The 25,115-nt window shown below is 61.3% G+C and carries 28 protein-coding genes and 2 pseudogenes; 17 read left to right on the top strand and 13 right to left on the bottom strand.

Annotated features, from left to right (window positions below):
* Positions 1-18 precede the first annotated feature (18 nt).
* Positions 19-1,197 (bottom strand): tubulin/FtsZ family protein, encoded by a 1,179-nt coding sequence (locus ACERJA_RS04575; protein WP_006066393.1) that lies wholly within the window; start codon positions 1,195-1,197, stop codon positions 19-21.
* A gap of 188 nt (positions 1,198-1,385) precedes the next feature.
* A complete protein-coding gene (locus ACERJA_RS04570) occupies positions 1,386-2,273 on the bottom strand; it encodes a complex I NDUFA9 subunit family protein (RefSeq protein WP_373607075.1) in 888 nt (295 codons plus the stop codon).
* 103 nt (positions 2,274-2,376) lie between these two features.
* On the opposite strand from ACERJA_RS04570, the gene tmk reads away from it, so the two are divergent.
* Complete coding sequence (tmk, locus tag ACERJA_RS04565; RefSeq protein ID WP_373607074.1) at positions 2,377-2,985, top strand: dTMP kinase; 609 nt, start codon at positions 2,377-2,379, stop codon at positions 2,983-2,985.
* Between the two features lie 132 nt (positions 2,986-3,117).
* Here tmk and ACERJA_RS04560 read toward each other — a convergent pair whose 3' ends face one another.
* Positions 3,118-3,348: an Lrp/AsnC family transcriptional regulator gene (locus tag ACERJA_RS04560; protein WP_006066396.1), complete on the bottom strand. Its 231-nt coding sequence runs from the start codon at positions 3,346-3,348 to the stop codon at positions 3,118-3,120.
* Complete coding sequence (locus tag ACERJA_RS04555; RefSeq protein ID WP_373607073.1) at positions 3,348-4,067, bottom strand: TrkA family potassium uptake protein; 720 nt, start codon at positions 4,065-4,067, stop codon at positions 3,348-3,350. Before ACERJA_RS04555 ends, ACERJA_RS04560 begins: the two co-directional genes overlap by 1 nt.
* Positions 4,068-4,188: 121 nt before the next feature.
* Here ACERJA_RS04555 and ACERJA_RS04550 point away from each other — a divergent pair, with 121 nt between their 5' ends.
* Complete coding sequence (locus ACERJA_RS04550; RefSeq protein WP_373607072.1) at positions 4,189-4,419, top strand: Lrp/AsnC family transcriptional regulator; 231 nt, start codon at positions 4,189-4,191, stop codon at positions 4,417-4,419.
* 43 nt (positions 4,420-4,462) lie between these two features.
* Here the strand turns inward: ACERJA_RS04550 and ACERJA_RS04545 are convergent, their stop codons facing one another.
* Positions 4,463-4,990 carry a DUF5813 family protein gene (locus tag ACERJA_RS04545; RefSeq protein WP_373607071.1) on the bottom strand — a complete coding sequence of 176 codons (528 nt, stop codon included), beginning with the start codon at positions 4,988-4,990 and terminating at the stop codon, positions 4,463-4,465.
* 181 nt (positions 4,991-5,171) lie between these two features.
* Here ACERJA_RS04545 and ACERJA_RS04540 point away from each other — a divergent pair, with 181 nt between their 5' ends.
* Positions 5,172-5,336, top strand: coding sequence for a hypothetical protein (locus ACERJA_RS04540; protein WP_373607070.1), 165 nt, complete (start codon positions 5,172-5,174; stop codon positions 5,334-5,336).
* 50 nt (positions 5,337-5,386) lie between these two features.
* Here the strand turns inward: ACERJA_RS04540 and ACERJA_RS04535 are convergent, their stop codons facing one another.
* Positions 5,387-6,676 carry an O-acetylhomoserine aminocarboxypropyltransferase/cysteine synthase family protein gene (locus ACERJA_RS04535; protein WP_373607069.1) on the bottom strand — a complete coding sequence of 430 codons (1,290 nt, stop codon included), beginning with the start codon at positions 6,674-6,676 and terminating at the stop codon, positions 5,387-5,389.
* Between the two features lie 205 nt (positions 6,677-6,881).
* Complete coding sequence (locus ACERJA_RS04530) at positions 6,882-7,610, bottom strand: helix-turn-helix domain-containing protein (protein WP_373607068.1); 729 nt, start codon at positions 7,608-7,610, stop codon at positions 6,882-6,884.
* An 86-nt stretch (positions 7,611-7,696) separates the two neighbouring features.
* Between ACERJA_RS04530 and ACERJA_RS04525 the strand changes: the two genes are divergently transcribed.
* The 3 genes and pseudogenes from ACERJA_RS04525 to ACERJA_RS04515 all read left to right on the top strand — a co-directional run.
* Entirely contained in the window at positions 7,697-8,806 is a 1,110-nt protein-coding gene (locus ACERJA_RS04525) for a rhodanese-like domain-containing protein (RefSeq protein ID WP_373607067.1), read from the top strand.
* Positions 8,807-8,866: 60 nt separating this feature from the next.
* Positions 8,867-9,009 (top strand): annotated as a pseudogene (locus tag ACERJA_RS04520) (MFS transporter); the annotation flags it as partial.
* Positions 8,995-9,186 (top strand): annotated as a pseudogene (locus ACERJA_RS04515) (MFS transporter); the annotation flags it as partial. The pseudogenes ACERJA_RS04520 and ACERJA_RS04515, both read left to right, overlap by 15 nt.
* Positions 9,187-9,202: 16 nt before the next feature.
* Here the strand turns inward: ACERJA_RS04515 and gpmI are convergent.
* Positions 9,203-10,726, bottom strand: coding sequence for a 2,3-bisphosphoglycerate-independent phosphoglycerate mutase (gene gpmI, locus ACERJA_RS04510; protein WP_373607066.1), 1,524 nt, complete (start codon positions 10,724-10,726; stop codon positions 9,203-9,205).
* A gap of 119 nt (positions 10,727-10,845) precedes the next feature.
* Here gpmI and ACERJA_RS04505 point away from each other — a divergent pair, with 119 nt between their 5' ends.
* The gene (locus ACERJA_RS04505; RefSeq protein WP_373607065.1) at positions 10,846-11,262 is read left to right on the top strand and encodes a thiol-disulfide oxidoreductase DCC family protein; all 417 of its coding nucleotides are present in this window, start codon (positions 10,846-10,848) and stop codon (positions 11,260-11,262) included.
* 78 nt (positions 11,263-11,340) lie between these two features.
* On the opposite strand, the gene ACERJA_RS04500 is transcribed toward ACERJA_RS04505, so the two are convergent.
* Positions 11,341-11,649 carry a hypothetical protein gene (locus ACERJA_RS04500; protein WP_373607064.1) on the bottom strand — a complete coding sequence of 103 codons (309 nt, stop codon included), beginning with the start codon at positions 11,647-11,649 and terminating at the stop codon, positions 11,341-11,343.
* 118 nt (positions 11,650-11,767) lie between these two features.
* On the opposite strand from ACERJA_RS04500, the gene ACERJA_RS04495 reads away from it, so the two are divergent.
* Entirely contained in the window at positions 11,768-13,048 is a 1,281-nt protein-coding gene (locus tag ACERJA_RS04495) for a DNA double-strand break repair nuclease NurA (RefSeq protein WP_373607063.1), read from the top strand.
* On the opposite strand, the gene ACERJA_RS04490 is transcribed toward ACERJA_RS04495, so the two are convergent.
* Entirely contained in the window at positions 13,045-13,380 is a 336-nt protein-coding gene (locus tag ACERJA_RS04490) for a hypothetical protein (protein ID WP_373607062.1), read from the bottom strand. The two genes, ACERJA_RS04495 and ACERJA_RS04490, sit on opposite strands and share 4 nt — an antisense overlap.
* Before the next feature lie 395 nt (positions 13,381-13,775).
* On the opposite strand from ACERJA_RS04490, the gene ACERJA_RS04485 reads away from it, so the two are divergent.
* A complete protein-coding gene (locus ACERJA_RS04485) occupies positions 13,776-14,408 on the top strand; it encodes an ArsR family transcriptional regulator (protein ID WP_373607061.1) in 633 nt (210 codons plus the stop codon).
* A gap of 161 nt (positions 14,409-14,569) precedes the next feature.
* Positions 14,570-16,426: an ATP-binding protein gene (locus tag ACERJA_RS04480; RefSeq protein ID WP_373607060.1), complete on the top strand. Its 1,857-nt coding sequence runs from the start codon at positions 14,570-14,572 to the stop codon at positions 16,424-16,426.
* A gap of 109 nt (positions 16,427-16,535) precedes the next feature.
* Here the strand turns inward: ACERJA_RS04480 and ACERJA_RS04475 are convergent, their stop codons facing one another.
* Positions 16,536-17,390: a DUF4382 domain-containing protein gene (locus ACERJA_RS04475; protein ID WP_373607059.1), complete on the bottom strand. Its 855-nt coding sequence runs from the start codon at positions 17,388-17,390 to the stop codon at positions 16,536-16,538.
* 197 nt (positions 17,391-17,587) lie between these two features.
* Entirely contained in the window at positions 17,588-18,202 is a 615-nt protein-coding gene (locus tag ACERJA_RS04470; RefSeq protein ID WP_373607058.1) for an alpha/beta hydrolase, read from the bottom strand.
* Positions 18,203-18,322: 120 nt separating this feature from the next.
* Between ACERJA_RS04470 and ACERJA_RS04465 the strand changes: the two genes are divergently transcribed.
* Together ACERJA_RS04465 and ACERJA_RS04460 are read left to right on the top strand one after the other, a co-directional pair.
* A complete protein-coding gene (locus ACERJA_RS04465) occupies positions 18,323-19,138 on the top strand; it encodes a PspA/IM30 family protein (RefSeq protein ID WP_373607057.1) in 816 nt (271 codons plus the stop codon).
* Between the two features lie 105 nt (positions 19,139-19,243).
* Positions 19,244-19,588, top strand: a complete 345-nt coding sequence (locus tag ACERJA_RS04460) for a hypothetical protein (protein ID WP_373607056.1) — start codon at positions 19,244-19,246, stop codon at positions 19,586-19,588.
* Positions 19,589-19,651: 63 nt separating this feature from the next.
* Here the strand turns inward: ACERJA_RS04460 and ACERJA_RS04455 are convergent, their stop codons facing one another.
* Entirely contained in the window at positions 19,652-20,152 is a 501-nt protein-coding gene (locus tag ACERJA_RS04455; RefSeq protein ID WP_373607055.1) for an FxLYD domain-containing protein, read from the bottom strand.
* 337 nt (positions 20,153-20,489) lie between these two features.
* On the opposite strand from ACERJA_RS04455, the gene ACERJA_RS04450 reads away from it, so the two are divergent.
* The 5 genes from ACERJA_RS04450 (at position 20,490) to ACERJA_RS04430 (ending at position 25,029) form a co-directional block, all read left to right on the top strand.
* On the top strand, positions 20,490-21,545 hold the full coding sequence (locus tag ACERJA_RS04450) for a hypothetical protein (protein WP_373607054.1): 1,056 nt from the start codon (positions 20,490-20,492) through the stop codon (positions 21,543-21,545).
* A gap of 335 nt (positions 21,546-21,880) precedes the next feature.
* Entirely contained in the window at positions 21,881-22,675 is a 795-nt protein-coding gene (locus ACERJA_RS04445; protein WP_373607053.1) for a helix-turn-helix transcriptional regulator, read from the top strand.
* Positions 22,676-22,894: 219 nt separating this feature from the next.
* Complete coding sequence (locus ACERJA_RS04440; protein WP_373607052.1) at positions 22,895-23,296, top strand: carboxymuconolactone decarboxylase family protein; 402 nt, start codon at positions 22,895-22,897, stop codon at positions 23,294-23,296.
* A gap of 2 nt (positions 23,297-23,298) precedes the next feature.
* Positions 23,299-24,069 carry a methyltransferase domain-containing protein gene (locus tag ACERJA_RS04435; RefSeq protein ID WP_373607051.1) on the top strand — a complete coding sequence of 257 codons (771 nt, stop codon included), beginning with the start codon at positions 23,299-23,301 and terminating at the stop codon, positions 24,067-24,069.
* Between the two features lie 204 nt (positions 24,070-24,273).
* Complete coding sequence (locus tag ACERJA_RS04430) at positions 24,274-25,029, top strand: aldo/keto reductase (protein WP_373607050.1); 756 nt, start codon at positions 24,274-24,276, stop codon at positions 25,027-25,029.
* Positions 25,030-25,115 lie beyond the last annotated feature (86 nt).

The raw sequence follows: 25,115 nt of genomic DNA, 5'->3' as shown, positions 1-25,115 counted from the left end.
CGGAACGGAACTGCGAGCCTAAAACAGCGGCTCGAGTTCGTCTTCGTCGTCTTCAACGAGGCTCTCTAAGTTATCCTCGCTTTCCTGTTGGATGTCGTCGATGTTCTCCTGGGCCTCGATTGCGACCTGCTGGAGACGCTTGATTCGTGGGACGTTCGTGACGCCCGAGAGCAAGATCGCTGCGGCGACTTCTGGCTCCTGGCGGGGGAAGTCGCCACCACGGACTTCCATGCTGCCAGTTTCTTCCTCGAGCCACTTGCGGCCGCGTTCGATGCCTTTCCGGTTCAGATACTCCGATGGACCTGAAAGCACGAGCAGGGCCCGCTCGGTGCCTTCGATCTCACACGGCAGCGTCAGTCGGCCGAGTGCGGCTTTCCGGACGAGGCTCGTGATTCGGTTGGTCGTGTTCGCAGCGTCTAGGTTGTCGCTGCCCCCGTCGTCGCCGGTAAACCGCGAGAGCAGTCCGCCGCCGGTGTTCAATTCGACTTCCTCGCTTGCAAAGCCAACCGTCGAGACGCCGCCACCCGAGAGCGTGTTGATAATCTCGGAGGAGTCGACGACGCTTTCGGCGACCTCCTGACCGTCGCCGACCTCGCCAGCACCAAAGAGAATACCGAACCGGCGAACGATCTCCTCGTTGATCTGGTCGTAGCCACCTTCAACGGACTCGCCGGTCTGTCGCCACGAGTCGTTATCGAACACGAGCAGGTTGTCGACTTCGTGGACGAACGTCTGGAACGAACGCGCCGCGTTGAGCGTGTAGATTCCACCTTCGTCGGTTCCTGGCAGTACGCCGAGGCCGTAGACGGGGATGGTAAAGATCCGTTTCAGGTGTTTTGCGAGGACAGGTGCACCGCCGGAACCGGTCCCGCCACCCAGGCCGGCGACGACCAGAAAGGCGTCGACCTCGTGGGTTGGGATCGCATCGATGGCGTTCTGTACCTCGTCGATGTCTTCCTCGGCGACCGCCGCGCCGAGCTCGTTGTCTGCACCCACGCCATGGCCCTTGACGCGGGCCTGACCGATGAGTACGCGATTCTCCTGTGGTATATTCTCGAGACCCATGAGATCCGCTTTCGCGGAGTTAACAGCGATCGCCGCGCGGACGATTCCGCTGTTCGTTCGATCGTCGTAATCGAGGAATCGATCGACGATTTTCCCACCGGCCTGTCCGAATCCGATCATCGCCAGCTTCATTGTTTGTAAGGGGGCTCCGTTGGATTGGAACCAGTGTAATCAGGGACATAAGTCTTTTGTTGCAGTGAATGTCACGCTTTGTTTTGTATTGCTGAAAACCGACAGCAGGGCTGCTGTTAGGCACAATCTATGATCTGCTCACAGGACTATTCTCACTACTGATACTGGGCCATATATCAGATCGTTGGCTACCGATCCAGCCCAAGTGACTCGCCGAGTGTCATCAGGTCGTCCTCCGAACGACCGAACGCGGTCACGTCGTTGGTAACGACGGTGTTGTGCTGCTCGAGCGATTTGGCCTGGTCTGACCCGAACGGAACGAACGGAAGCGGGTCGGCTGCCGTCAGCCCTAATTTCGCGAGTGGCATCGGGATCGAAAGGATGCTGACGGATTTCCCTTCAGCCTCGTAGGCGAGTTCCGTCGCATCCGAAAGCGTGACGATCTGGGGTCCGGCAACCTCGTAGATCTCGCCGACGTGGCTGGCGTCCTCGAGGGCGTCTGCAAGCATCGGGACCAGATCGCCGACCCAGATCGGCTGGAAACGAGTCTTTCCGCCACCGGGCAGCCCCGTCACGTACGGCGTCGTCAGCTGTTTGATGAACTCGATAAACTCACTCCCTTCGCCGAAGACCACGGAGGGGCGAAAGATCGTCCACTCGAGTTGAGAGTCTCTGACGACGCGTTCGGCCTCGCCTTTCGTACGGATGTACTCGGTGTCGCCGTTGGGATCGGCTCCGAGGGCGCTCATCTGGACGAAGCGGTCGACGTCGCCGTCTTCGGCGGCCCGAACGAGATTCGCCGTGCCGCCGAGATGGATGGTCTCGTGGTCAGCACCGCTGGGTGGTTTGTAGAGCGGCGACAGCGCGACGAGATTGACGACGGCATCGTGTTCGGCGACTGTCTCTGCGATGGAGTCGTACGCACTGACGTCGCCCCGTGCGACTTCGACAGCTGCAGGTAGGTCGCTGCTGCGTGGGCTGCGAGAGAGCGCCGTTACCTCGTGGCCGCGTTCGTGGAGTTCCGTACAGAGAGCCGTGCCGATAAATCCGGTTCCGCCGGCGACGAGGACGTTCATACAGAAAAGATACAGGCGCAATGATAAATAATTGATCGCCTCCGTTGTTTGGGTCGGAACGGTTCTCGACAGGTTGTAATAGCTCACGGTCTCACGTGCGAGCATGCTGGTCACGCTCGAGGGAGTCGACGGAAGCGGCAAGACAACGGTCTGGGAGGCCTTACAGGAGCGCTATCCCGACGCCACGTTCACACGTGAGCCGACGAACGACTCGTGGTACGGCGAGGCCGTCTACCGGTCGATCGAAGATGACGATGCTGACTCGCTCGCTGAACTGTTTCTCTACACCGCAGACCACGCCGACCATCTCTCGCGAGTGATCGAACCCGCACTCGAGGCCGACGAGCTCGTCCTCTCGGATCGTTACTCGGACTCGCGGTTTGCCTATCAGGGGGCGACGCTCGAGGCATCGTCACGACTCGATGTCGACGATCCACTCGAGTACGTCGTCGACATTCACGAGCCGTTCTCGGTCGAGCCCGACCTGACGCTGTACTTCGATGTCGACCCCGAAACGGCTGCCAAACGTGCGGGTGCGACGAACAAGTTCGAACGCGCCACGTACCTCGAGTCGGTCGCCGAGAACTACGAGCGGCTGATCGCGCGTGATCCCGACCGATTCGTCCGCATCGACGCGACACAGCCACCAACTGCGGTGCTCGAGGCGGTCACAGACGTTATGGCCGACGCGGTCCCCGACAGGGGACTGTAAGCCGAGCTGGCCAACTGCAACTCGAGGACTGCAAGAGGCGCGTGCTTCGGGGACGAGAAAATGGTCCGTCATCGCGAGTCGATTACCGAACGCGGCCGCTCTGTGACTACACACAGCCGAACCGTTCGCTCCTTAATCCATCGCGATGTACGTTTGCGTGGTCTCGATGCCGTCGATCCCCTGAATTTGGGTCGCGGAGATCTCTTTGACCGCAGCCGGTGTCTCGACCTGCGCTTTCGCGATGATGTCGACGTCGCCGGCGACGATATGTGCCGACTGGACGCCGTCGATCGCTTCGATACTGTCTCGGAGTCGATCCGCCTCGCCCGTGTTCGCTTTGATCATAATGAAAGCCGTAACCATCAGTTGACACCTCCAGTGCCCGACGTTGCGTCGGTTCCCGCGTTCGAAGCGGCCTCATCTGGCGTCTCGCCGACCAGCAACTGGCGCACCTCGTTCAACACGTCGAAGTCAGCGAGGACGACGAGTCGGTCACCGTCCTCGAGCGACAGATCTGCGTTCGGAATCTCAAGGGGCTGGTCGCGCTTGCCGAATGCGAGGATAGTCGCGTCGGCGGGCAGTTGCAGTTCGCCCATCGTGTAGCCGTTGACGGGAGCGCCGTTAGAAACCGTCAGTTCGACGACTTGCAAGTGCGGGGCGATATCCGCGATTGCACGGATCGTCCCCCCGAGCAAGGCGTTTTTCGCCCCGATCGCACCGAGGCGTTCGGGGTAGATTACCTCGTCAACCTCATCGGCGTACTTGCGGTAGATTCCCTCGCGGTAGGCCTCGTCGATGCGCATGATCGTCCGACAGCCGTAGTGGTTGGCGATCATACAGGCGGTGAAGTTGACGTTGAGGTCACTCGTCAGCGCGCCCAGCGCGTCGGCGTCAGTGATGCCAGCGTCCTCGAGGACGTCCTCGCGGGAGCCATCGCCCTCGACGACGGGGAACTCCAGGCTTCGAGCGCGTCGGATCATCGCCTCGTCCTGTTCGATCAGCGTCACCTCGTGGCCCTCATCGCGCAGGACACGCGCCGTGCGCAGGCCAACCCGTCCAGCACCAATGATCACGAACCGCATGGACAGGGGTACGCTCGCCCCCGTCAATAAGCTTGTCCTCAGTTACCATGTTACTCACCCGAACGTAGTCGCCGCCAGGCAAAGACTTTAGTCGTGACATGGTGTACCACACCCTCGACAGATGGTTCACGCGTTTATTATGATTAAAACGGCCGCCGGAAAATCCGAGGGGCTACTCGAGGCGATCAGGGATCTCGAGCCTGTCACCGACGCCCATATCGTCGCCGGTAGCTACGACGTCATCGCCGAGGTCGATGCTCCAGAGGTATACGACGTTCTCGAGACAGTCTCTTCGAGGATGCAGGCACTCGAGGGAGTCAGTGACACGAAAACGTACATCGCGATGGATTAGCGACCAGCCTGTCGTGGATCGAGCACAGCAACTGTCCGCCGAGTCACATCGGCATGCCGTCGCGTTCTTCTGTGGCCTGCTGGCTACGATCTTGTGCGTTCTCGAGTAACGTCGCAGCCTCGCCGCGATAGTCGTAGCCGGGGATGATCCCCTGTGCGAACGTCCCTTCGACGTACTCGACGAGCGCTTTGGCGTCCGCGACGCCTTCCGCTGCGTCCCAGGCGACGTACTCGAGGACGACCGTGACCTCGTCCGTGTCACGGTCGATGGTCGGCTCGTCGTGGGTGCTTGTTTGGGCAACGGTAAACACGTCCTCGAGTCGCCGCTCGAGCGTTTCGAACCAGCCGTCTTCGACGACGGTGGCGACGGCGTCACCGGCAACAGCAGCGTCGAGGGTCGGCAGGGTGACCGTCACCCGAAACCGGCCGTCTCGTTTTCCGTCCGCGTCGTCCGCAGTGATGGTCGTGTCGAAGACAGTCGTCGTCAGTTCGTACCCAGCAGTGTCGGCCGACGCAGCGAATGCGTCGTGGGACTCGAGTTCGCGCTCGACGGCGGCGGGGAGATCAGTCATATCCGACTCAATGGCCGTCACGGAGAAGGGTGTTACGCTGCCCGCGGCTGGATGCCGGGTATGAAACAGTTACATCGCTGAAACTGACCGACGGCGACGGGATCGTTTCACGGTTCTAGTCGGTCGTTTCCACGTGAAATGACCTGCATTACTACAACGGATCCTGTCGTTTTTCATCGGCATGAGTCTCGATAGACACGCTGCCGAACGCCGCCGGTTCGCCCGCCTTCTCGGAATCGATGGCGAACACGGCTGCGGCCTGCCGATCGGTTCTCGCTCGAGTCACGCAGATCACGACCATCCGGAGTCGTCAGACCAGCCTGAAAAGACGCGTACCAGCAGCTGATCTCGCGATCGCTGAATCTAGACACCGAAAAACGGAGCCGCGACGCTGCCTTATTCTGCTGCTTCGATCGCCTGCTCGAGGTCGGCGATCACGTCGTTGACGTCTTCGATGCCGACGGAGAGACGCACGAGATCGTCGGTAGTACCGCTTGCGAGTTTCTCTTCGTCGGTGAGTTGCTGGTGGGTCGTACTCGCGGGGTGGATGATCAGCGTCTTTGCGTCGCCGACGTTTGCGAGCATGGTCGTGAGATCGACCTCGTTACAGACCGTCTCGGCGGCGTCGTAGCCGCCCTCGAGGCCGAACGTAATCATGCCGCCGTAGCCGCCCTCGAGATATTTGCTCGCGTTCTCGTGGGTTTCGTGACTCTCGAGGCCGGGGTAGTTGACCCAGGCGACGGCGTCGTGGTCCTCGAGGAACTCGGCGACAGCCATCGCGTTTTCGCAGTGTTTCTCCATCCGCAGCGGCAGTGACTCGAGTTTCTGGAGGGTGACCCAGGCGTCAAACGGCGACTGCTGGTTGCCGAGGTCACGAAGCCCACGGGTACGAGCCACGATCGAGAACGCCTGCTCGCCGAACGTCTCGTAGAAGTTGACCCCGTGATAGGCGGGGTTCGGTTCGGCGATTTCGGGGTAGTTACCCTCGTCCCACGGGAACGAGCCGCCGTCGACGAGAACCCCGCCGACTGTCGAGCCGGCGCCGTGGATCCACTTCGTCGTCGAGTTCCAGACGAGGTCCGCGCCGTGCTCGAGCGGTCGGCACAGATACGGCGTCGCGAAGGTGTTGTCGACGAACAGCGGGACGTCGTGATCGTGGGCGATGTCGGCGATGCGTTCGATATCCGGCGTGACGAGCGCGGGGTTGCCGATCGTCTCGAGATGGACAAAGGCGGTGTCGTCGTCGATCGCTTCCGCGTAGGCCTCGTCGTCGAGCGTGTCGACGAACTTCGTCTCGATACCCCGTTTCGCGACGGTGTGGGTGAGGTAGGTGTAGGTCCCACCGTAAATCGAAGACGAGGAGACGATGTTATCCCCGACTTCTGCGAGGATGAACGTCGCAAGATCGAACGCGGCCATCCCGGACGCGGTTGCGAGTGCTCCGACACCACCCTCGAGGGTCGCGATACGCTCCTCGAGCATGGCGTTCGTCGGGTTCATGATCCGCGAGTAGATGTTGCCGAACTCCTCTAAGCCGAACAGTGCGGCCGCGTGTTCTGTATCCTCGAACTCGTAGGACGTCGTCTGATACAGCGGCGGGGCCCGTGCGCCAGTCGTGGGATCTGGCTCCTGTCCTGCGTGGACGCTATGCGTCGAAAATCCGGTCTCGGATTCGTCATCGGTCATACGCCGAACACGAACTCGAGTGCTTATAATCCCCACTCCTCCCAGCAAAAACGGTCGGGATCTCGGATCTGCCCGTGCTGGGATGGTTCTCTACTGACAACTGAGATTAATTTCCACACCGCTCGCACTGGCCGTGGGTCTTCCTCGAGTCCTCGCTCATGGGTCGTTCCGCCGTTGTGTCGGCCGATCGAGACAGCAAACCGTCTCAGTCATCTGCGAGCGTCGGCTCCGTGCCTTCGGCTCGCAACACGTCCGTCTGGGTTTCGGTCAGCAACCGCACGAACTGGCCGGCGTTCGTCACGAGCTTGTTCTCGGCTTTCCGCAGATGTTCTTCGAACGTCGCTCGAGCGACAGTCGTCTCCGCTGCGAGTTCGGCGATCGACGCGCCCCGTGGCTGGTCGTAGTAGCCCGCGTCGAGGGCGATTCGCAGGGCCTCGAGCTGGCGCTCGGTGAGCCCGTCGAACAGCCGATCGACCGAGACCAGCGAGCTGTGGGGAACGTGGCGTTCTTCGATCGAGGTCTTCGAAAGAACGTCGACCTCGCGGTCGGCGTCGAGTTCCGCGAGCAGTGCGTTGACATCTCCCTCATCGAAGCCGATCACGGAGTAGTGCTCCCAGCCGTTGTGATACACCGTTGGCGGGAGATGCACGCAGTTATGGCGCTCGAACCGCCGAACGATCGACTCCTCGATGGGGCAGGCACAGGACTGGACGAACACGTGCAGGTCAGTGCTGTCGGCCGTAGTGTGGAGAACGGTTCCAAGGCTGTCGATCGCCTCGAGCACCGCCTCGTCGCCGATATCTGGGGCAGTGACCTCGAGCATCTGGCAGTCCTGGAGATACCATTCTCGAATCGTCACTCCCGAAAAGCGCTCGGAGAGCGTCCGGAAGGGACACTCGTGGCGGAGTCGAAAAGAGACCTCGTACATAGCCATGGGTTCTCCGACACCGTTTGACTGGATAACCATGCCGGTCATAACTGGCACTGTCGATATATGTCTGCTCTCCGTACATCGAATCGATGGCAGAGATTACGGCGGATACCGTCGCTGAACGGCTCGAGAACGATGAGGCCCTCACACTGATCGACGTCCGCGACGCTGCGGATTTCGAGGAGTGGCATATTCCAGGCAGCGAGCACGTCGACGTCTATGAGGACCTGAAAAACGACCCCGATAGCGCAGCAGCCACCTTGGCCGAGTTGCCGGCTGACGAGGAGATTATCACCGTCTGCGCAGCCGGTGTGCTCGCGTCGGATGCCGCCGACATGCTCGAGGCAGCCGGCCACGACGCGGCAACCCTCGAAAACGGCATGAACGGCTGGGCGCGTGTTCACCGCCACGCCGAACTCGAGACCGACCTCGAGGGCGAACTGATCCAGGTCGCCCGGCCCGGCACGGGCTGTCTCTCCCACGTCCTCATCTCCGAGGGCGATGCGGCCGTCTTCGAGCCGTCCCAGTACGTCGAGGAGTACGAGACGCTCCTCGAGGAGTACGACGCCGACCTCGTCGGTGTCTTCGACACCCACGCCCACGCCGACCACGTCTCTGGCGGCGCGAAACTCGCCGAACGCAACGGCGTCCCCTACTACCTGCACCCGGCGGACGCCTCCGGAATCGAGGCGCGTGCAGTCGAAGACGGCGACGTCCTCGAGGTCGGCGCGGTCGAGATTACGGTGATCCACACGCCCGGCCACAGTCCAGGGAGCGTCACCTTCGCTGTCGAGGACGAAGCCCTGCTCACCGGCGATACGCTCTTTCACAACAGCGTTGGTCGGGTCGAACTCGGTGTCGACGCCGGTCTCGAGGAGACGAACGTCGAGGAGAACGCCGAAACGCTGTACGAGAGCCTCGAACGACTCCGCACCGTCGATGGCGACCCACTCGTGTTGCCGGCACACGACCCCGGCTCGCCACAGCCACCCGTCGCCGCACGTCTGAGCGAGGTCAACGATCGAAACGAGGCCTTCGGTCAAGACCGAGAGACACTGGTTGCAGCACTTGCAGGTGACATTCCGGACCAGCCGGCGAACTTCCAGCGGATCAAGCTCGCCAACGTCGGCACGGAGGAGATTTCGGACGAAGAGGCGGACGAACTCGAGCTTGGTCCGAATCGCTGTGCGGCTGAATAATCCATGAGCGGTGAGTACGCACAGGGAATCAGACGCAACTGACGACAGTTCGCCCTCCAGGTGTAACGGTCTTTGCAGTCGGGCTGACGATGGGCTCACAGCGAAACGTCGTGCCCATCATGGGCGAGGAGACCTTCGGCGTCGAGTCCCTGCTGGTGATCGGCTCGTTCGTCGTGAGCTTCGGGATCGTCAAAGCCGTCCTCATCGGTCTGTCGGTCGACCTCATCTCGATTGACGCCGCCTTCTACGCCACTGCGATCGCGATGTTTCTCTCCGGCGGGCTCGTCATGGTCTGGATGGAGGAAACGCATCCTGAACTTGGCACCCACGAGCCGCCGTCAGTGGATCTCGAGGCGGAGAACACGCCACCAGAACACTGAGGCAGGGTGTGGTCGGCTACTCGAGCAGCGATTCGCCGGTCATTTCGGGGGGCTGGTCGAGGTCGAGACACTCGAGCATCGTTGGCGCGATGTCGGCTAAGGTGCCGCCCGTGCGAACGGTTCGACCACCAGCAGTGCCGCCCGGAGCGAGATAGATGAGCGGCACGTCGTTGTAGGTGTGTGCCGTGTGCGGGTCGTCCTCGGTCCCCATGTCGTCGGCGTTGCCGTGGTCCGCAGTGATGAGAACGTGCGATCCTGCAGCCTCGAGCGCGTCGACGAGTCGCCCTAACTGCTCGTCGACGGCTTCGACGGCCTCGATTGCGGCCTCGTAGTCGCCCGTATGGCCGACCATGTCGGGGTTGGCGTAGTTGAGCACGAGCACATCGGGATCGTCCGACTCGATCGTGTCTGTTGCGGTGTCGGTCACCTCGGGGGCACTCATCTCGGGTTGCAGGTCGTAAGTCGGTACATCGGGACTCTCGACGATTTTGCGGATCTCGCCGTCGAACTCGACTTCGCGGCCGCCATTGAGGAAGTAGGTAACATGGGCGTACTTCTCGGATTCGGCGATCCGGAGTTGGGTCTTGCCCGCGTCAGCGAGCACCTCGCCGAGCACCTGTTCGGGTTGGTTCGGCGGGTACGCGATTGGGAGGTCGAACGTCTTGTCGTACTGGGTCAGCATGACGACCTCCGTCTCGGGCGGGTTCGTGTCGAACGCCGCTGTCCAGTCGTCTGGCCGGATGTCGGCGAGCATCCGTGTGAGCTGACGGGCGCGATCCGACCGGAAATTGAACCAGACGACCGAGTCGCCGTCCTCGAGCGCCGGCTGCTCTGAAACGAGCGTTGGTTCGACGAACTCGTCGGTCTCTCCGCGGTCGTAGGAGGCTTCGACGGCCTCGAGTGCCGAGTCGGCGGTCCACTCGGCGTCGCGGTCGACGATCGCTTCGTAGGCGCGGTTCGTCCGCTCCCAGTTCTGGTCGCGGTCCATCGCGTAGTATCGGCCTGAGACCGTCGCCATGTCGCCGGTACCGTGGTCGGCGATGACGTCCTCGAGTTCGGAGAGATACTCCCGGCCACCCGTCGGCGAGGTGTCTCGCCCGTCGGTAATCGCGTGGGTGACGGCCTCGACGTCACGGTCGGCTGCCAGTTCGATCAGCGCGTGGAGATGTTCGTGGTCCGAGTGGACCCCGCCATCGCTGACGAGTCCAAGGAAATGAACCCGGCCGTCGTTCTCGCGTGCGTGGTCGAACGCCGTGTTGATCGCGTCGTTCTCGCGGAAGGTGCCGTCGGCAATCGAATCCGAAATGCGCGTATACTCTTGGTACACCACGCGCCCGGCCCCAATGTTCAGATGGCCGACCTCGCTGTTGCCCATCTGGCCTTCCGGCAGGCCAACGCGTCGGCCAGCGACCTCGAGCGAGCCGTCCGCACCCGCCGCGGCAAGTGAATCGAACGTCGGCGTCTCGGCCGCATCAACGGCGTTTCTACTCGTTCCATCGCCGAGTCCCCACCCGTCGAGGATAATCAGCGCAGCATCCATGTGCGACGGGTCGCCAGCCTGTCGTAACTAGCTGTCGTTGTCGTCGCGGGCCGGGGCAGACGGGAGCCGGACAGGTGACTGATCGGAACGCTGAACTGCGCCGTGTCCGAAGACATGGTATGGTATCGGACGTGCCCGACGACGACCCGATCGTCCTCTTCGACGGCGTCTGCAACCTCTGTCACGGGTTCGTGCAGTTCATCGTCCCGCGGGACACGGACGAACAGTTTTACTTCGCATCCTTACAGTCCGAGGTCGGCCAGGAACTGCTGGCCGCCCACGGCCTCGAGACAGATGCCCTCGAGTCAGTCGTTCTGATCGACGGCGAGGACGCCTACGTCAAATCGGACGCCGTACTCCGAATCGCGAGACTGCTCGGTGGCGTCTACGCCCTGGCCGGGCCGTTTCGCTTCCTGCCCCGTCGCCTTCGAGACTGGGCGTACGATGTCGTCGCCGACCATCGTTACCGACTATTCGGCCAGAAAGAGCAGTGTATGATGCCGACCGGGAACGTCCAGGACCGCATTCTCGAGTAGCGACCGATTCGGACACGTCGCGTTCGATCCGACCGTTCAGAAATCGTGCATTTTCTGGTGGGTGTGCAATCGCTCGAGCTACCGCAGCGAATCGCTGTGTTCGGTCGCTGAATCGTCGCGGTGGTTAAACGTCGTGCCACAGTCGCCACAGACAGTGCTGTGACCGGGGGTCGTTCGCTGGGCGAAGACCGCCCCACACTCGTCACAGATCATATAGAGACGGTGTTCGGGCGGAATTCCGGCTTCGAACGTCATTCGGACCCAGGCGTCGGCGTTCGCTTCGTCGTAGAGTGTGACACTGGAGCCGTTCTGTCGCCAGTTGATCGCATCGTCGTCGGATTCGGCCGCTTCCAGACCTCGCTTGGACATCAGGACAGGTGACTCCATGCGATCCGATCAAATAATTTTTCTGATAGTAATTTACCCGTACTCGAGTGAATGGCATCGGCTACTGCGGAGTGTCCGCACCGCTGACTTTTTGCGGGTGGGGTGGGAGCCACAGCATATGACGCTCGATCCGGTTCATTTCGACGGGATCGCACGGCTCGCGAGACGGATCGACCACGGGGCCGACGAACGCGATCGCCGTGCCTTCGCGGAGACGGTCTGGGACTCGTTTCTGGACCCGCTTATCGACGACAGCGGCCGGACGATCCTCGAGCCGGTTGACGATCAGCGCCGCCGACTCGTCGACTGTGAGGACGTCGCCCTCCACGAGCGCCCCTTCGAGACCGAACACGGCCTCGACGCCGGGACGATCAACCCGACGACGTTCAAAAACGGCCTCGTCATCGACATCGCGCAGGCGGCGATGAGCGCGACGCCGAGCGATCTCGACCTCCACCGCTCGCGAACGACCGTGATGACCGTCCATTCGAACGACGAGACGATGACGGTCGACGAGACGTGGGGGACGTTCGACGAGGGCTACAGTCAGAGTCGAGCCGTGAAGATCCCGCCGCTGCCACGCTTTGCGGAGGGTGTCGTCCACGCACTGGCGCTCTATCTCGCCGAGAGCAAACACGCCTGTGACCACGCCGACGACGTCGCGGACCTGCTCGTGCTCGACGGCCCGCTGTACCCGCGCGGACTGCTCCGCTGGGCCGACCAGCATCCCGATCTGTCGGATTTCCTGCTCGAGGACCCGCGGCCAACGACGGTCCTCGAGAACTACGTCCGGCTGGTCGAACGGTTCGTCGACCGAGGGATTCCCCTCATCGGCTTCGTCAAGAATCCGGCGACTCGCGTCATCACGCGGACGCTGAAGAACAAACGCGATGTTGACATCGCCAGTCCCTGGAGCGACGACTCGGCGCTGTTTACTCGGCTGCTCGAGCGCGGCGAGTACGTGCCCGATATCGACGGTGACCGCTGGGAGCGAGAGACGTCGGCGCTAACGTATACCAACTGGTTTCGCTCGCGTGGCGGCGTCGACCGCCCGCTGTCGGTCGACGGCGATGCCCTCGGCGTCGAACGCGAACACTCACTCGAGGAGTACGAGGTCACCTTCTTCATCGTCTACGATCCCCGTGATGATCTCATCTACCGGATCGAGGCGCCGTATGCGTTCACCCGTGACCCGGAGACACGCGAGCAGCTGACCATGCAGGTGTTACAGGACGTCGCGATCGCCCACGGCCCGCCGACGATCGTCGAAAAGGCGGACGAACTCGCGCGAATCAGCCGCTCGGAGAAACGATCGCTTCGAGAAACGCTCGAGGCGCAGTTCGATACATCACAGGATCGGACGTACGACGACCACCGCTGGAGCGAGGAGCCGTACTAAGGCGCTTCTTTCTTCTCGACTTCGAAGGTGACATCGTCAGGATCGACACCGATTCGGGCGAACTGTGTCCGGACGTGTTCTTTGGCTCCCTCGAGCCCTTGCTCTCGAGTGTCGAACCCGCGTGGCATCGGCGATTCGAACGCGAGATTGACCTCGCGGCCGTCGACGAGCTGGATCGAGCCGCCGCTGTCGACCTCGTAGAACTCATCACAGACCCACACGTACGCGGCGTCTTCATCGGGCGCACCACGGAACGAGGGCGCTCGCTCGCCCCGTTCGTACAGCGTGCCAGTCAGTTCGGTTCCGCCGGCACGACCGCGTACCAGTATCATACACTTGTCTAGGATTCCTGGCTGCAAAAAGACAGTGCTCGTTGTCCACTCGCTGATACGGCCTGCTGTACCGATTTGCCGTGCAATCGCGACCGTCTGTGGGTGCACCGGAACTGACAGACAGGAGACCGTATGAGGGGCTCGAGACAGATTCTGCCGAGCGATTCGACCTAAAAAGGCACGAAACGAAGCGCTATCGACCGCCGCTGCGGACGGACGCAGGCGTTTTGTTCCACCGGTTGGCCGGACACCCACTTACGAGCCCACGGTCGCGTTCGTCCGCCGATTTCGATTGCCTGTACGCAAGCTCTCGAACGCACTCAGCTCCGAGCTGATTTCCGACCCAAATCGTTTTGGAAATGGGCTTATCATTGCTGCACCGCTCCGTATGAGCAATGAGTTCGGACGTTCACTCCAGCGGTGACAACGAGCAGGGTCGGCTCGAGAATATTCCGGCGGAGTGGTACGACGCCTTCAGTCATCCACGGCGAGTTCGACTCCTTGCAATTCTCGACGCCAGTCGAACACAGCTGTCGGTGACAGAACTGACGACGGCAATCGTCGAGAACGAGCCGTTTGATGGCTCGGTCGAGCAGGCACGGCGTGACGTCCAGACCAGCCTCCGACACAATCATCTGCCACGACTGGCCGACGACGGCATCATCACGTGGGATGCCGAAGCCGGTGTGGAACTCGACACCGAATTGCCAGTCGATCGCACGACGCTCACCTCACTTTTGGCGTTGTGCGAGCGTGAAAACTGTGCCCGACTGCTCGAGGCGCTTGTCCATCCGACCCGGCTCTGTGTCTGCTCGATGGTCACCGATCGCGATCGCCCGCTGTCGATCGAGACGCTCGCGTCGCGACTCGTTTCCAACGACGCTACGTCGCTGTCCGATCCGGAACGTGCGACACTCTCGTTGTATCACACGCATCTCCCCCTGCTCGCAGACACTGGCCTGCTCGAGTTCGATTCCGAGGCAGGAGTGGTCACGGGTCACGCTCCAGTACCAGCGCTCGTCCAGTAACCGAACGCCACCGCCGCTGAGACGGGAGCCGTATCCTTGGCGCTCATTGGCCTGCAACGAAGACCTGGCGCCCGCACATCGCGTCCGACAACGACGAGTCACGGCTGACTCGAGGCGAACGGAGGGAAACGCGTTTGTGGACCCGCCCGGATGGAACTGATATGACTGATCTGGGTGATTTTGGTGATTTTGACGCCGATTCGGACGGCGATTCCGACGCGACAGACGCCGTCGCTGCTGATGTGGGCGACACGGCATCGGCTGCGTCGAGTGCCAGCGACTCGACAGGGACGAACGGGGAATCGAACACGGCGTTCGAATCCACACCTGTCGAACCTCGCGGCGAGGATGTCGGGATCGGCACGCTCTGTGTCTCCCAGGGACTGCGTATCGCCGAGGACGAAGACGACACCTCCCTGCGCGCGTACGTCACACAGGACAACCGCTCGTCGATCCGTATCGGGAGCTACCTGCTCGCACCCTATCCCGACGGCGAGACGCTGTTCTGTCGGATCACCGGTCTCGAGTACGCCCAGCAGTACCACGCCGACGACGCGACGGAGATCCACGCCCGCCGTGCCATGCGAACCGACGAGGTCGACGAAGCCGACTACAAGTTCGTCGCGACCCTCGAACCGGTTGCGGTCCTCTACGACGATGATGGTGAGTTGAAACGACGGATGACCGACCGCGTCCCCAAACCCCAGACGGTGATCCGGACGGCCGACGACATCGAGGCGATCAAAACCGGGCTGAAGATGCCCGAAGACGGTGTCTTCCTCGGCCATCTCTCGGTTGGCGGTGAGAAAGTTCGGACGGCAGCGTCCCCGCCGACGATCGATTACCGGCTGAAAGACGACTACGCGTCCGGCGATCCGCTCGTCTTCCGCCATACGCTGATCGCGGGCGGCACCGGTTCCGGGAAAACCCACGGCGCAAAGAACATCCTCCGGCAGTATCTCGCCGACGAGCGCACGTATCCGATGGCCGACGGCCGAGAGGTCGGCACCGCAGTCGTCCAGTTCGACCCACAGGACGAGTACGCCCAGATGCACGACGACAACCCCGACCTCGATTCGGAGTTCGCTCGGCGACTCGAGCGTGAAGGAATCGCCTACGGTGGCCACGAGGATACGACGGCGTTTATTCCGAAAGTCGGCTCGGCCACCTATTCGGCGGGCCATCACCGCGCGAAACAGGTCGAGTTCACGATTCCGTTTTCGATGGTCTATGAGAACCCGTGGCTGGTCGCGGGCAGCGGGCTGAACGACAACCAGTACGGCGCGCTCGTCAGCGTCCTGTTGCCGCGATTCCGCAAGCAGTACGGCAACAGCGGGACGTACGAGGAGTTTACCACGTTCCTCGACGACCCCGCGTTGCGCGAGGAACTCGACGAGTCGGGCCGGGTTCACGAGGCGACGTTCGACGCCGTCCGCCGGCGGGTGCTTGGCTTCGGCCACGTCTTCGACCAGGACGCTCGACCGATCACCGAACTGGTCCACGACTTCGTCCGCCCCGGTGGGCTGACGGTCGTCCCGACCTACCACATCAACGACACGCGAGCGACGGAGGCAATCGTCCTCGCGGTCTCCTCGCTGCTGATCGACCAGAAACTCTCGAACGATCCGATCTACGACCGAATCAAGGAGACGCCACTCGTGTTGGGGATGGACGAGGCCCACAACTTCCTGACCGACGCCGACAGCGTGCAGGCGGGCAAGGTCATCCGGAAGTTCACCGAAGCGGCCAAACAGGGTCGAAAAGAGCGGCTGGGACTGTTCCTCATCACGCAGGACCCACAGGACATCCACGACGCCGTTTTCAAGCAGATCAACACCACCATCGTCCTCAATCTTGGCGACGAGGACGCCATCAAGAGCGTCAACATCCCGAGCAACTTAGAGTCGAAAGTCCCCTACATGGAGAAAGGACAGATGGTCGTCTACTCGCCCGACAACTCCGAACCCGTCGAACTGATCGGCCTGCCGAAATGTCTCACACGTCACGGGCGGGACTGAGACTGTCGGCCGACAGTCTACCCCGAAACTCGTCCGTTCCGGGTTCGAGTGAAGCTCCTCGAGCCGTCAGCCACTCGTGTGTCCGCTCAGATCGAGGCGCTGGCTCTCGTTAGTTCCCGTTTCCAGCCGCGGTATCCTGATTGCCGCCTGCAGCTTCGTCGTCGTCTTCGCTGTCTCCACCCTCGTCGTTTTCGTCGCCAGTGTACTCCTCGTCGCCGTAGAGAACCTGTGTGCCGGTTGCAACCGGACGGATGATGTACTTTCCTTGTCCCGTCTGGAACGGTGCGAAGTCGGCGATAAATCGCGTGGTTTCCTCGGCACGAATCTCGAACGACTGCTTGAACTGGAGCGGTGCGTTACCCGGTGTCTCGACGTCCGGCTCATCATCACTCTCTTTGAGAGTGCCTACCGTGTCGCTCACGTCTAACTGGAGGAACTGATAGTCGCCGACCTCGACCTCGGTCTCGTCGATGAGTTGCGTGTTGTCTCCCTGCAGTTCGACTAAGTCTGCCGTTTGGGGCTCATCGAACTCGATGTAGTAGCGACCTGACCCTTGATCCACATCTTCATCTTCGTCCTCGTCCTCGTCGACTTCGGTTTCGCTGTCTTCAGTGTCTTGCTCTTCGGTGTCGTCTTCGGTTTCGTTGCCCTCAGTATCCTGGTCTTCCGTGTCGTCGTCTTCGGTTTCGTTGCCCTCAGTATCCTGGTCTTCCGTGTCGTCGTCTTCGGCATCTTCGTCCGCTGTCTCTGTTGGTTTGATCCAGACTCCTTGAATCGTCACGTTGAGCGACTCGAAGTGGTCGATATCGTTTGGCTGGTCAGTGATGCTCGTCGAAAGGGTTCCGTACTGCGTCCCATCGTCATCCTCACTGCCGTCATCACTGTCGTCACTACCTGCACAACCTGCAATCGTACTGGTCGCAACAACGGCACCAACGCTTCCAAGATATGTCCGTCTGTCCATACAGTCATAAGACATGAACATAATAAATGCTTTTGGTTATAGTTTAATTATATTCTGTACAGTTAGACTCATATATGTGTTCTCAAGTATAATAATACCTTAAGAACAGGAAGCGAGACATCTGATTTTTACACACCCCAAATCAGTCATCACAGAGAGCCATCAATAAATTGATTGTTCAACGGAACAGAGTGCAGCTACATCGATTCGAGCAACACGTCCTCGAGAAAGCCGCTGACTGCGTCGGCGAGCTTCCCGTGCTGGCCGATAAAGAAGTGGTCGCCCGACAGTGCTGTGACCGTGTCGCCGCGTTCGCGGGCGCGCTCGACGAGTGGCTCGCAGTCGACAGTCGAGTCTCGCTCGCCGTACAGTATCTGGATCGGAGACGCGATGGCCTCGAGCGCTGCGAGCGCGTCGAGGTCGTCAGCAAGCTGGACCGTCGGCGCGAGCGCGGAGACGGCGGCGATCTCGCGGTCGATGTCAGCCGCGGCGAGCAACGCCTGGCTCGCACCGAAGCTGTAGCCGAAGACGCCGATCGGGAGGCCGTCGTACTGCTCGTCGGCCCAGCGGATGGCGTTGCGGACGTCTTCGCGCTCGCCGTAGCCGTCGTCCCATGACCCGTAGTCGATCCGGAGACAGGCGATTCCAACGTCCCGGAGCGCCTCGCTCACCGCGACGAGGCGCGGATCTGATCGGCTCCCGCCGTGTTGTGGATGGGGTGGACAGGCGACGACGATCGCATCTGGATCGTCGGCTGGCTCCTCGAGCGTTCCACGAACGTCGCGACCGCCGGGGATGAGGACGTCGCTCATAGCGCATCTCTTGTGTCGCCCGCTAATCAAACCGGCGAGAAACACCGACTAACGGGTCGCTTTCATCGAGGACTGTCGCTGATGTGATGTTTTTAAGGGTGACGAGCGATACGTAGGTATATGGGCATCCTCTCTCGGACCTCCTACGTCATCCGGTCGAAAATCAACTCGGTGCTCAACCGAGCCGAGGATCCGACGCAGACGCTCGATTACTCCTACGAGCAGATGCGCGACCAGCTCCAGCAGGTCAAACGCGGTATCGCCGACCTCACCACACAGAAAAAACGCCTCGAGATGCAGAAACGCCGCCTCGAGGAGAACGTCGACAAACACAACGAACAGGCCCGCACTGCCGTCCAACAGGGCCGTGAGGATCTGGCACGCCGCGCACTCGAGAAAAAGAAGACGAAGATGAACCAGATCGAAGACTTGGAGCGGCAGGTCTCACAACTCCAGAGCCAGCAGGACAGTCTCATCGAGCAGAAAGACGAACTGCAGACCCGTATCGAGGAGTTCCGGACCAAAAAGGAGACGATGAAAGCCCGCCACGAAGCAGCCAAGGCGAGTTCAACCGTCTCGGAAGCGATGACGGCTACGGGCGAGGAGTTCGAGGACGTCGGGCGTGCCATCGAACGGGCCGAAGAACAGACCGAGGATATGGAGGCACGCGCCGCCGCCCTCGATGAACTCCACGAAAGCGGGGCGTTCGATGACGTGCTGTCTGACAAGGATAGTATCGACCGCGAACTCGAGTCGCTCTCGACCGATAGCGGCGTCGAGGCCGAACTCGAGACGCTCAAATCCGAGATGGGAGCGGACGAACCACGAGAGCAAACCGAGAGTGATGCAGACGAACTCGAGGACCTCGAAGCTGATGTCGAAGACAGCGACGTCGAAGCAGAGCTAGCGGAGTTACAGGACGAAGAAAACACCTGATCGGGAACGCAGTCGGCGCCGAGCCCGACCGCTTCGACTATTTTCCACAACTTTGACTCTGTATAGAAAAGCAACGACTACCATGGTTGACGTGTAAGTACAGCCATGGCCACTGAATCACAGTTTGATAACATCTCGCTGACAGAGCAGGTCATCCTGCTGGCCGTTGCCGCACAACACCGCGATGGGGAGACGCCCGTCCAGACACACGACCTTCGCGAGGTCTGTCAAACCCAACTGGAGGGCGTCGACACTGAGGTCGTTGGAACGATCACTGAAGCCGACATCATGCGGTCGCTCTACCGTCTCGAGGACGAAGGGTTCGTCGAGGAAGAGACTGATCAGACGTCACCGACTGGAAAAGGGCGACCGGCCTACACGCTCTCTTTCGCACCCGACGAGGTGTACGAAGGTGTCAACGACAACCTTCTCGAAGACGACAACCGCTGACCACGGAGCTCCCGGAGCGGCTGGCCGACCGCAGATGACGGCCACTCGCGCGCCAGTCACGATTTACGCTGGTGTTCCGAGGACAGTAATATCGTAGCTGGCGATATCCGACGGCGATTCGAGGATAACGACCTGAAACGACCAGCTTGCACCACTGATTAGGTCTCCGGTGCTGTCCAGATACCAGTCGAGTTGTGCTCCGGTGTCGTCGTAGACACGAACACGAACTTCAACGACTTCGACCCGGTTGTCGCCGGTGTTCTCGACGGTTCCCTGGACAGTCGAGCCGCGATAATCGTCCTCGAGGACGAACTCGTGGTCGGCAATCGTCACTTCCTCGAGGGGGGTGATGCCGTTCTGTGTCTCCTGCTGGGCGAGCGATTCCGCTGCAGTCAGCTCAGCTGCGGACCGGTCCTCGGCATCGAGATCGTCGACTGAACCCGTTTCGTATTCTGGTTCGCTGCCCACGCCGTTGTCGCTGCAGCCAGCCAGCACAGCGACGGCCCCGGCGCCGGCTGCAGCGAGAACGCGTCGACGACTCGGCCTCGGTCGTGTCACTGCCACTGCCCTCGCAGTCGTCGAAACGGTGCTGGAAGCTGGGTTCCGTGGCGAGTCATACTCACACTGATACCGCGGATGCATTTCAGTGTCGGCCCTGAACCATCACTGTTCACTCGCGCTGCAGCGATCGGTGTGTCCTCGAGACTGCTACTGCCGGACAACACGATTTACACACCGATCGCAGAACGGTCGTCACCAAAGGCGACGAGCCGTGAGACGCGATTGGGCGTCTACTGACTGTTGTCTGGCAGTATGAACCGCACTGGACCCAACCGGTCTCGAGTGTGCCGACAGTATGTGCAACGCCGGCCCTTATGATTGGCTCTGGCGACGATTGCGTATGGGGTCTTCCGAGCCCGACGACACACTCGAGTCCTACGGGACCGACATCGGGAGTCAAACCAGTTCGCTGGCCAGACTTCGAGAGTGGGTACTGGTCGAAGCAAACCGACTGCTCATCGCAGCTAGCATTTCGCTTTTCGTGTTCGTTTTCTTTCTCGTCTTGTCCGAACTAGGTATCATTTCGTTTGTCAACGACGATTCGGTTACACGACTCGCTGGTGGGATGATCGCTGGCACCTTTTCGCTCGTCACGCTGGTCGTCTCGATTAACCAACTCATCCTCTCACAGGAGTTCGCGTCCGCCGGTAACGCTCAGAATCAGCTTGCGGAGATCATGGAGATTCGAGCCGATATCGCAGCACAGTCGAACGTGCCAGCGAGTCCGGCATCACCGACAAAACTACTCGAGTTGCTCGTTGAAACGATTGCCGTCCACGCCAGCGAGCTCGCCGATGCAACCACAGCACACGACGACAGCGAACACAGCGAACTGGTCCGCACGTTTACGAATAGCATCGAAGAGAGCACCGACCGAACTCGCGACACGCTCGAGCACACGCAGTTCGGAACGTTCACTGCGGTTTCGACGGCAGTTGAGTACGACGCCACCTGGCAGCTCTACGTTGCCAGACAGCTCCGTGAGCAGTATGGTGATTCGCTGTCGTCAGCGGCGACGACGACTGTCGATGAGCTAATCGAGACGCTAGAGCTGTTTATCACCGCTCGAGAGCATTTCAAAACGACGTACTTGCAGCGGGAACTTACCCAGTTCTCACAGTTGACGATCTACTGTGGCGTGCCGGCGATTCTGGCCGCGATGACGATCGGGTTGCTCTACGGTGGGTTCAGTGGCGCCATGATTAGTGGAAGCTACCAACCATACATCATCAGCGGCCTCATCGCAATCGTCGTTTCGCCGCTGTCGTTGCTTGCGTCGTACATTCTTCGCACCGCTGCTGTCACTCGTCGAACAGCGTCGATCGGACCGATGTTGCCACAGAAAGCGCCCGAAGAGGGGCCATTCGAGGTGTCTTACGGCGACGATATGGACTGAGCTGTCTGACAGCCACACTGGAAGGTGACACGGCCGATTTTCGGCGGACTGGTCAGCAGCGGTATCGTCTCGATGCTGCGTGAGGAGTGCACTGAACCGGTCCGATACGACCCATCCGGAAGCCTGCGTGGCAACGGCGATCGACGCATTCGAGCTTATATCAAAACCGTCGAGATCGCAGTGGACGCTCGCCGTCACCGGTGGTCATGTTCGACCGGCGGTGTATGTACCGACCCAGCGCGCAAGCGTCGCGTGCGCGATGCGTGCCGACCACACCGAGTATCGGAGCGTAGCGAACGTATCAGAGCTATACTGCTGGCCTGCGTATGTCACCCATGATACTTGGAACCAAAGACACCGCACTCGACGATATCGAGTTCATCGTGCGGTCCGAACACCGCGTCACCACGCTCGAAGCGGTGGCAGCGGCGCCCCAGAGTCAAGTTGCGCTACAGGAGTTGACCGGCGCATCGCGGTCCACCATCGGACGCACACTGCGCGAGTTCGACGCGCGATACTGGGTCCAGCAAGACGGGGCGCGATACGAAGCGACACCACTCGGCGCGTTCGTCGCGTCGAGCGTACAGGAGTTGCTCGAGCGGATCGAAACCGAGCGGAAGCTTCGCCTGGTCTGGGAGTGGCTCCCGGATGAGGTCAGCGACGTTCTCATCGAGATGGGGGCTGACGCGGTCGTCACCGTTGCACGGTCCGACGATCCGTATCAGCCAGTGAACCGATTCGTCTCGCTGCTTAGCGAGACCGAACGGTTTCGGTTCGTCGGCGCCGATCAGGCCTTGCTCGAGCCGTGCAAAGACGAGCTTCGCCGACGGATCGTCGACGGGATGACGACAGAGATCATCGATCCGCCGGCCGTCGCCAGACACATTCTCTCGACGTACCCAGACCACTGTGCTGGGCCCCTCGAGAGCGGGAATCTGACCGTTCTCGTCCACGACGATCTCCCGGCTTACGGGCTCTGTCTGTTCGACGACCGGGTCGGGCTGTGTGGCTACAACGCCGACAACGGGACGGTACAGACGTTGCTCGATACCGACACGCCGGCAGCCCGCGAGTGGGCGGAATCGACGTACGACGCCCGACGGCGTGACGCGCGGCCGCTCGAGCAGTAACTGCGTGTGTCCGTAGCGCTGTAACGTGTCGGGTCGTCGAGTGGGAGTGTGGCCGGCGAGTTACACGTTCGCGCTCGGGATGGTCCGGCCGTGACGACACGGCACCGTCTGCACGCTGGGCAGTAGCTGCACAGCGCGCAGTGGCTGCCAACCCGGCACGAGGTGCCTACAGGTGGTATCGTATCGTAGCGACAGTTGCCACGGGGGCGAACCGAACCCATGACAGACACGTACGAAACGACGATCACCGACATCGAATCGACACTTGGCATCGTGCCGGGCTTTCTGGAGGCGTTGCCGGACGACGACCTCGTCGCTGAGTGGCCCACGTTCAAAAAGTATCTGGTCGCCGAGACCGAGATTCCGGCGAAATACCGCGAACTCATCGGGCTCGCGGTCGCGGCCAACATCAGGTGCCAGTACTGCCAGCACTTCCACCGCGGGGCCGCACAGCTACAGGGTGCAACGGACGCGGAACTCGCCGAACTCTCCTTCTTGGCGAGTTACACCGCCCGCTACAGCGCCATGTTACACGCCCAGGAGTACGACCTCGAGACGTTCAAGACCGAAGCTGAACAGATCGCCGAGCAGTTCCAGGGCCAACTCGCAAGCGGTGACTGATCATGGCTGAATCACTCGACGTCGACCGACTCGAGCGCGAGGTCAAATCGGTCTACCGGGACGTCGCCGACGCTCCCGACGAGGAGTTCCATTTCGAGATGGGGCGGGCCCTCGCCGAGCGACTCGGCTACTCGCCGGGTGACCTCGATCGGATTCCCGACGAAGCGATCGACTCCTTTGCGGGCGTGGGTTACCACTTCGACCTCGCTGCCCTTGAAGCCGGCAACGACGTGCTCGATCTCGGGAGTGGGTCCGGAATGGACGCGTTCGTCGCGGCGCTTCACGTCGGCGACGACGGCAGCGTGACCGGCCTCGACATGACCGACGAGCAACTCGCAAACGCCAGACAGCTCCGCGACGAGACAGGAATGGAGACCGTCTCCTTCGAACAGGGCTACATCGAAGAGCTCCCGTTCGAAGACGAGATGTTCGATGTCGTGATCACGAACGGCGTTATCAACCTCTCAGCAGCGAAAGACCGCGTCTTCGAGGAGATCAATCGTGTGCTCAGACCGAACGGGCGCGTAGCGCTCTCGGATATCACCAGCGAGCGCCGACTGCCCGAGGGTATCAAAAGTGATGCGGACCTCTGGGCGGCCTGTATCGGCGGCGCCGAACAGGTCGACGACTACACGACGATGGTCGAAACGGCCGGGTTCGAACTCACGGCGGTTCGCGAAAACGACGAGTACGAGTTCATCTCCGAGCAAGCACAGGGCGCGTGCCAGACGTACGGCGTCCGGAGCATCTCACTCGGCGCCCGCAAACGCTGACAGCGCCCTGTGGTCGGCCCGGTCGAAGCTGGGGCGAGTCCCGGCCTCTCGAAGCCGCGTTTCGATACGCCACAGCTGCTCGAAGCAAGATATCGTGGCGATACACCCGGTTTTGCGCGACGTCGAACAGGCGTCGCCGTGGTCCAGAGTCAGGTGCATCGCCGACTGCAACAGATACAGGATCACCGACCGCGAGGATCGAGTATGGAACTCCCGGAGCGAGGGCTGGGAACGATGGGAATCGACGATCCCGACCCGATCGAGACGGCGATCGAGGTGGGGTATCGCCATCTCGACACCGCACAGATCTACGACAACGAGGCCGTCGTCGGCGAGGCGATCGCTCGTGCGGCCGTCGACCGGGACGACCTCGTGGTGGCGACGAAACTCTGGATCGACCAACTCGATCGGGTCGCAGAGAGCACCGCCGAAAGCCTCGAGCGACTCGGCCTCGAGCGCGTGGACCTGTTGTACGTCCATCGGCCGAAGGGCGCGTACAATCCCGACCAGACCCTGCCAGCGCTGGCCGACCTTCGGGACGCGGGCGTGATCGACGCTATCGCGGTGAGTAATTTCGAACTGGCCGACCTCGAGCGATTTATCGACGTTCTCGGCGAGCCACCCGCGGCCAACCAGGTCGAGTACCACCCGCTGTTCCAGCCTACGGATCGACTTGCACACGCCCGCAAGCACGACTACCCACTCGTGGCGTACTCGCCGCTGTCGGGCGGGCGCGTCGGGACGATTGAACCGGTCGTCGACGTCGCCAAGCGCCACGCCATCACACCCGAACAGGCCAGTCTGGCGTGGCTCACCGCGAAGGGCATCCACCCCATTCCGAAAGCCTCGAGTCACGGTCACCTCGCGGCGAACCTCGAAGCGATCGAGGTGACACTCGAGGCTGCCGATCTCGAGGCGATCGATGGCCTCGAGCGAGAACGTGAACTGTTCCCCGAGTAACCGATGGCGTCCTCTCAGGCGTTCCGTTAGTGCTCATCCGTCGGTGCACCGACTCTCTCGACGACTCGCGGGCATGTACCTGTTCG

Origin of the sequence: Natronorubrum sp. A-ect3 (genome assembly GCF_041821125.1) — an archaeon.
Lineage (GTDB): Archaea > Halobacteriota > Halobacteria > Halobacteriales > Natrialbaceae > Natronorubrum > Natronorubrum bangense.
The sequence above is the reverse complement of the archived record's forward strand: the minus strand, read 5'-3'. Positions and strand labels throughout refer to the sequence as shown.

Coding starts and splice junctions, on each gene's coding strand:
- ACERJA_RS04575 (WP_006066393.1), bottom strand. CDS start 1,197: ATGAAGCTGGCGATGATCGGATTCGGACAGGCCGGTGGGAAAATCGTC.
- ACERJA_RS04570 (WP_373607075.1), bottom strand. CDS start 2,273: ATGAACGTCCTCGTCGCCGGCGGAACCGGATTTATCGGCACGGCTCTC.
- tmk (WP_373607074.1), top strand. CDS start 2,377: ATGCTGGTCACGCTCGAGGGAGTCGACGGAAGCGGCAAGACAACGGTC.
- ACERJA_RS04560 (WP_006066396.1), bottom strand. CDS start 3,348: ATGGTTACGGCTTTCATTATGATCAAAGCGAACACGGGCGAGGCGGAT.
- ACERJA_RS04555 (WP_373607073.1), bottom strand. CDS start 4,067: ATGCGGTTCGTGATCATTGGTGCTGGACGGGTTGGCCTGCGCACGGCG.
- ACERJA_RS04550 (WP_373607072.1), top strand. CDS start 4,189: ATGGTTCACGCGTTTATTATGATTAAAACGGCCGCCGGAAAATCCGAG.
- ACERJA_RS04545 (WP_373607071.1), bottom strand. CDS start 4,990: ATGACTGATCTCCCCGCCGCCGTCGAGCGCGAACTCGAGTCCCACGAC.
- ACERJA_RS04540 (WP_373607070.1), top strand. CDS start 5,172: ATGAGTCTCGATAGACACGCTGCCGAACGCCGCCGGTTCGCCCGCCTT.
- ACERJA_RS04535 (WP_373607069.1), bottom strand. CDS start 6,676: ATGACCGATGACGAATCCGAGACCGGATTTTCGACGCATAGCGTCCAC.
- ACERJA_RS04530 (WP_373607068.1), bottom strand. CDS start 7,610: ATGGCTATGTACGAGGTCTCTTTTCGACTCCGCCACGAGTGTCCCTTC.
- ACERJA_RS04525 (WP_373607067.1), top strand. CDS start 7,697: ATGGCAGAGATTACGGCGGATACCGTCGCTGAACGGCTCGAGAACGAT.
- gpmI (WP_373607066.1), bottom strand. CDS start 10,726: ATGGATGCTGCGCTGATTATCCTCGACGGGTGGGGACTCGGCGATGGA.
- ACERJA_RS04505 (WP_373607065.1), top strand. CDS start 10,846: ATGGTATCGGACGTGCCCGACGACGACCCGATCGTCCTCTTCGACGGC.
- ACERJA_RS04500 (WP_373607064.1), bottom strand. CDS start 11,649: ATGGAGTCACCTGTCCTGATGTCCAAGCGAGGTCTGGAAGCGGCCGAA.
- ACERJA_RS04495 (WP_373607063.1), top strand. CDS start 11,768: ATGACGCTCGATCCGGTTCATTTCGACGGGATCGCACGGCTCGCGAGA.
- ACERJA_RS04490 (WP_373607062.1), bottom strand. CDS start 13,380: ATGATACTGGTACGCGGTCGTGCCGGCGGAACCGAACTGACTGGCACG.
- ACERJA_RS04485 (WP_373607061.1), top strand. CDS start 13,776: ATGAGTTCGGACGTTCACTCCAGCGGTGACAACGAGCAGGGTCGGCTC.
- ACERJA_RS04480 (WP_373607060.1), top strand. CDS start 14,570: ATGACTGATCTGGGTGATTTTGGTGATTTTGACGCCGATTCGGACGGC.
- ACERJA_RS04475 (WP_373607059.1), bottom strand. CDS start 17,390: ATGGACAGACGGACATATCTTGGAAGCGTTGGTGCCGTTGTTGCGACC.
- ACERJA_RS04470 (WP_373607058.1), bottom strand. CDS start 18,202: ATGAGCGACGTCCTCATCCCCGGCGGTCGCGACGTTCGTGGAACGCTC.
- ACERJA_RS04465 (WP_373607057.1), top strand. CDS start 18,323: ATGGGCATCCTCTCTCGGACCTCCTACGTCATCCGGTCGAAAATCAAC.
- ACERJA_RS04460 (WP_373607056.1), top strand. CDS start 19,244: ATGGCCACTGAATCACAGTTTGATAACATCTCGCTGACAGAGCAGGTC.
- ACERJA_RS04450 (WP_373607054.1), top strand. CDS start 20,490: ATGGGGTCTTCCGAGCCCGACGACACACTCGAGTCCTACGGGACCGAC.
- ACERJA_RS04445 (WP_373607053.1), top strand. CDS start 21,881: ATGATACTTGGAACCAAAGACACCGCACTCGACGATATCGAGTTCATC.
- ACERJA_RS04440 (WP_373607052.1), top strand. CDS start 22,895: ATGACAGACACGTACGAAACGACGATCACCGACATCGAATCGACACTT.
- ACERJA_RS04435 (WP_373607051.1), top strand. CDS start 23,299: ATGGCTGAATCACTCGACGTCGACCGACTCGAGCGCGAGGTCAAATCG.
- ACERJA_RS04430 (WP_373607050.1), top strand. CDS start 24,274: ATGGAACTCCCGGAGCGAGGGCTGGGAACGATGGGAATCGACGATCCC.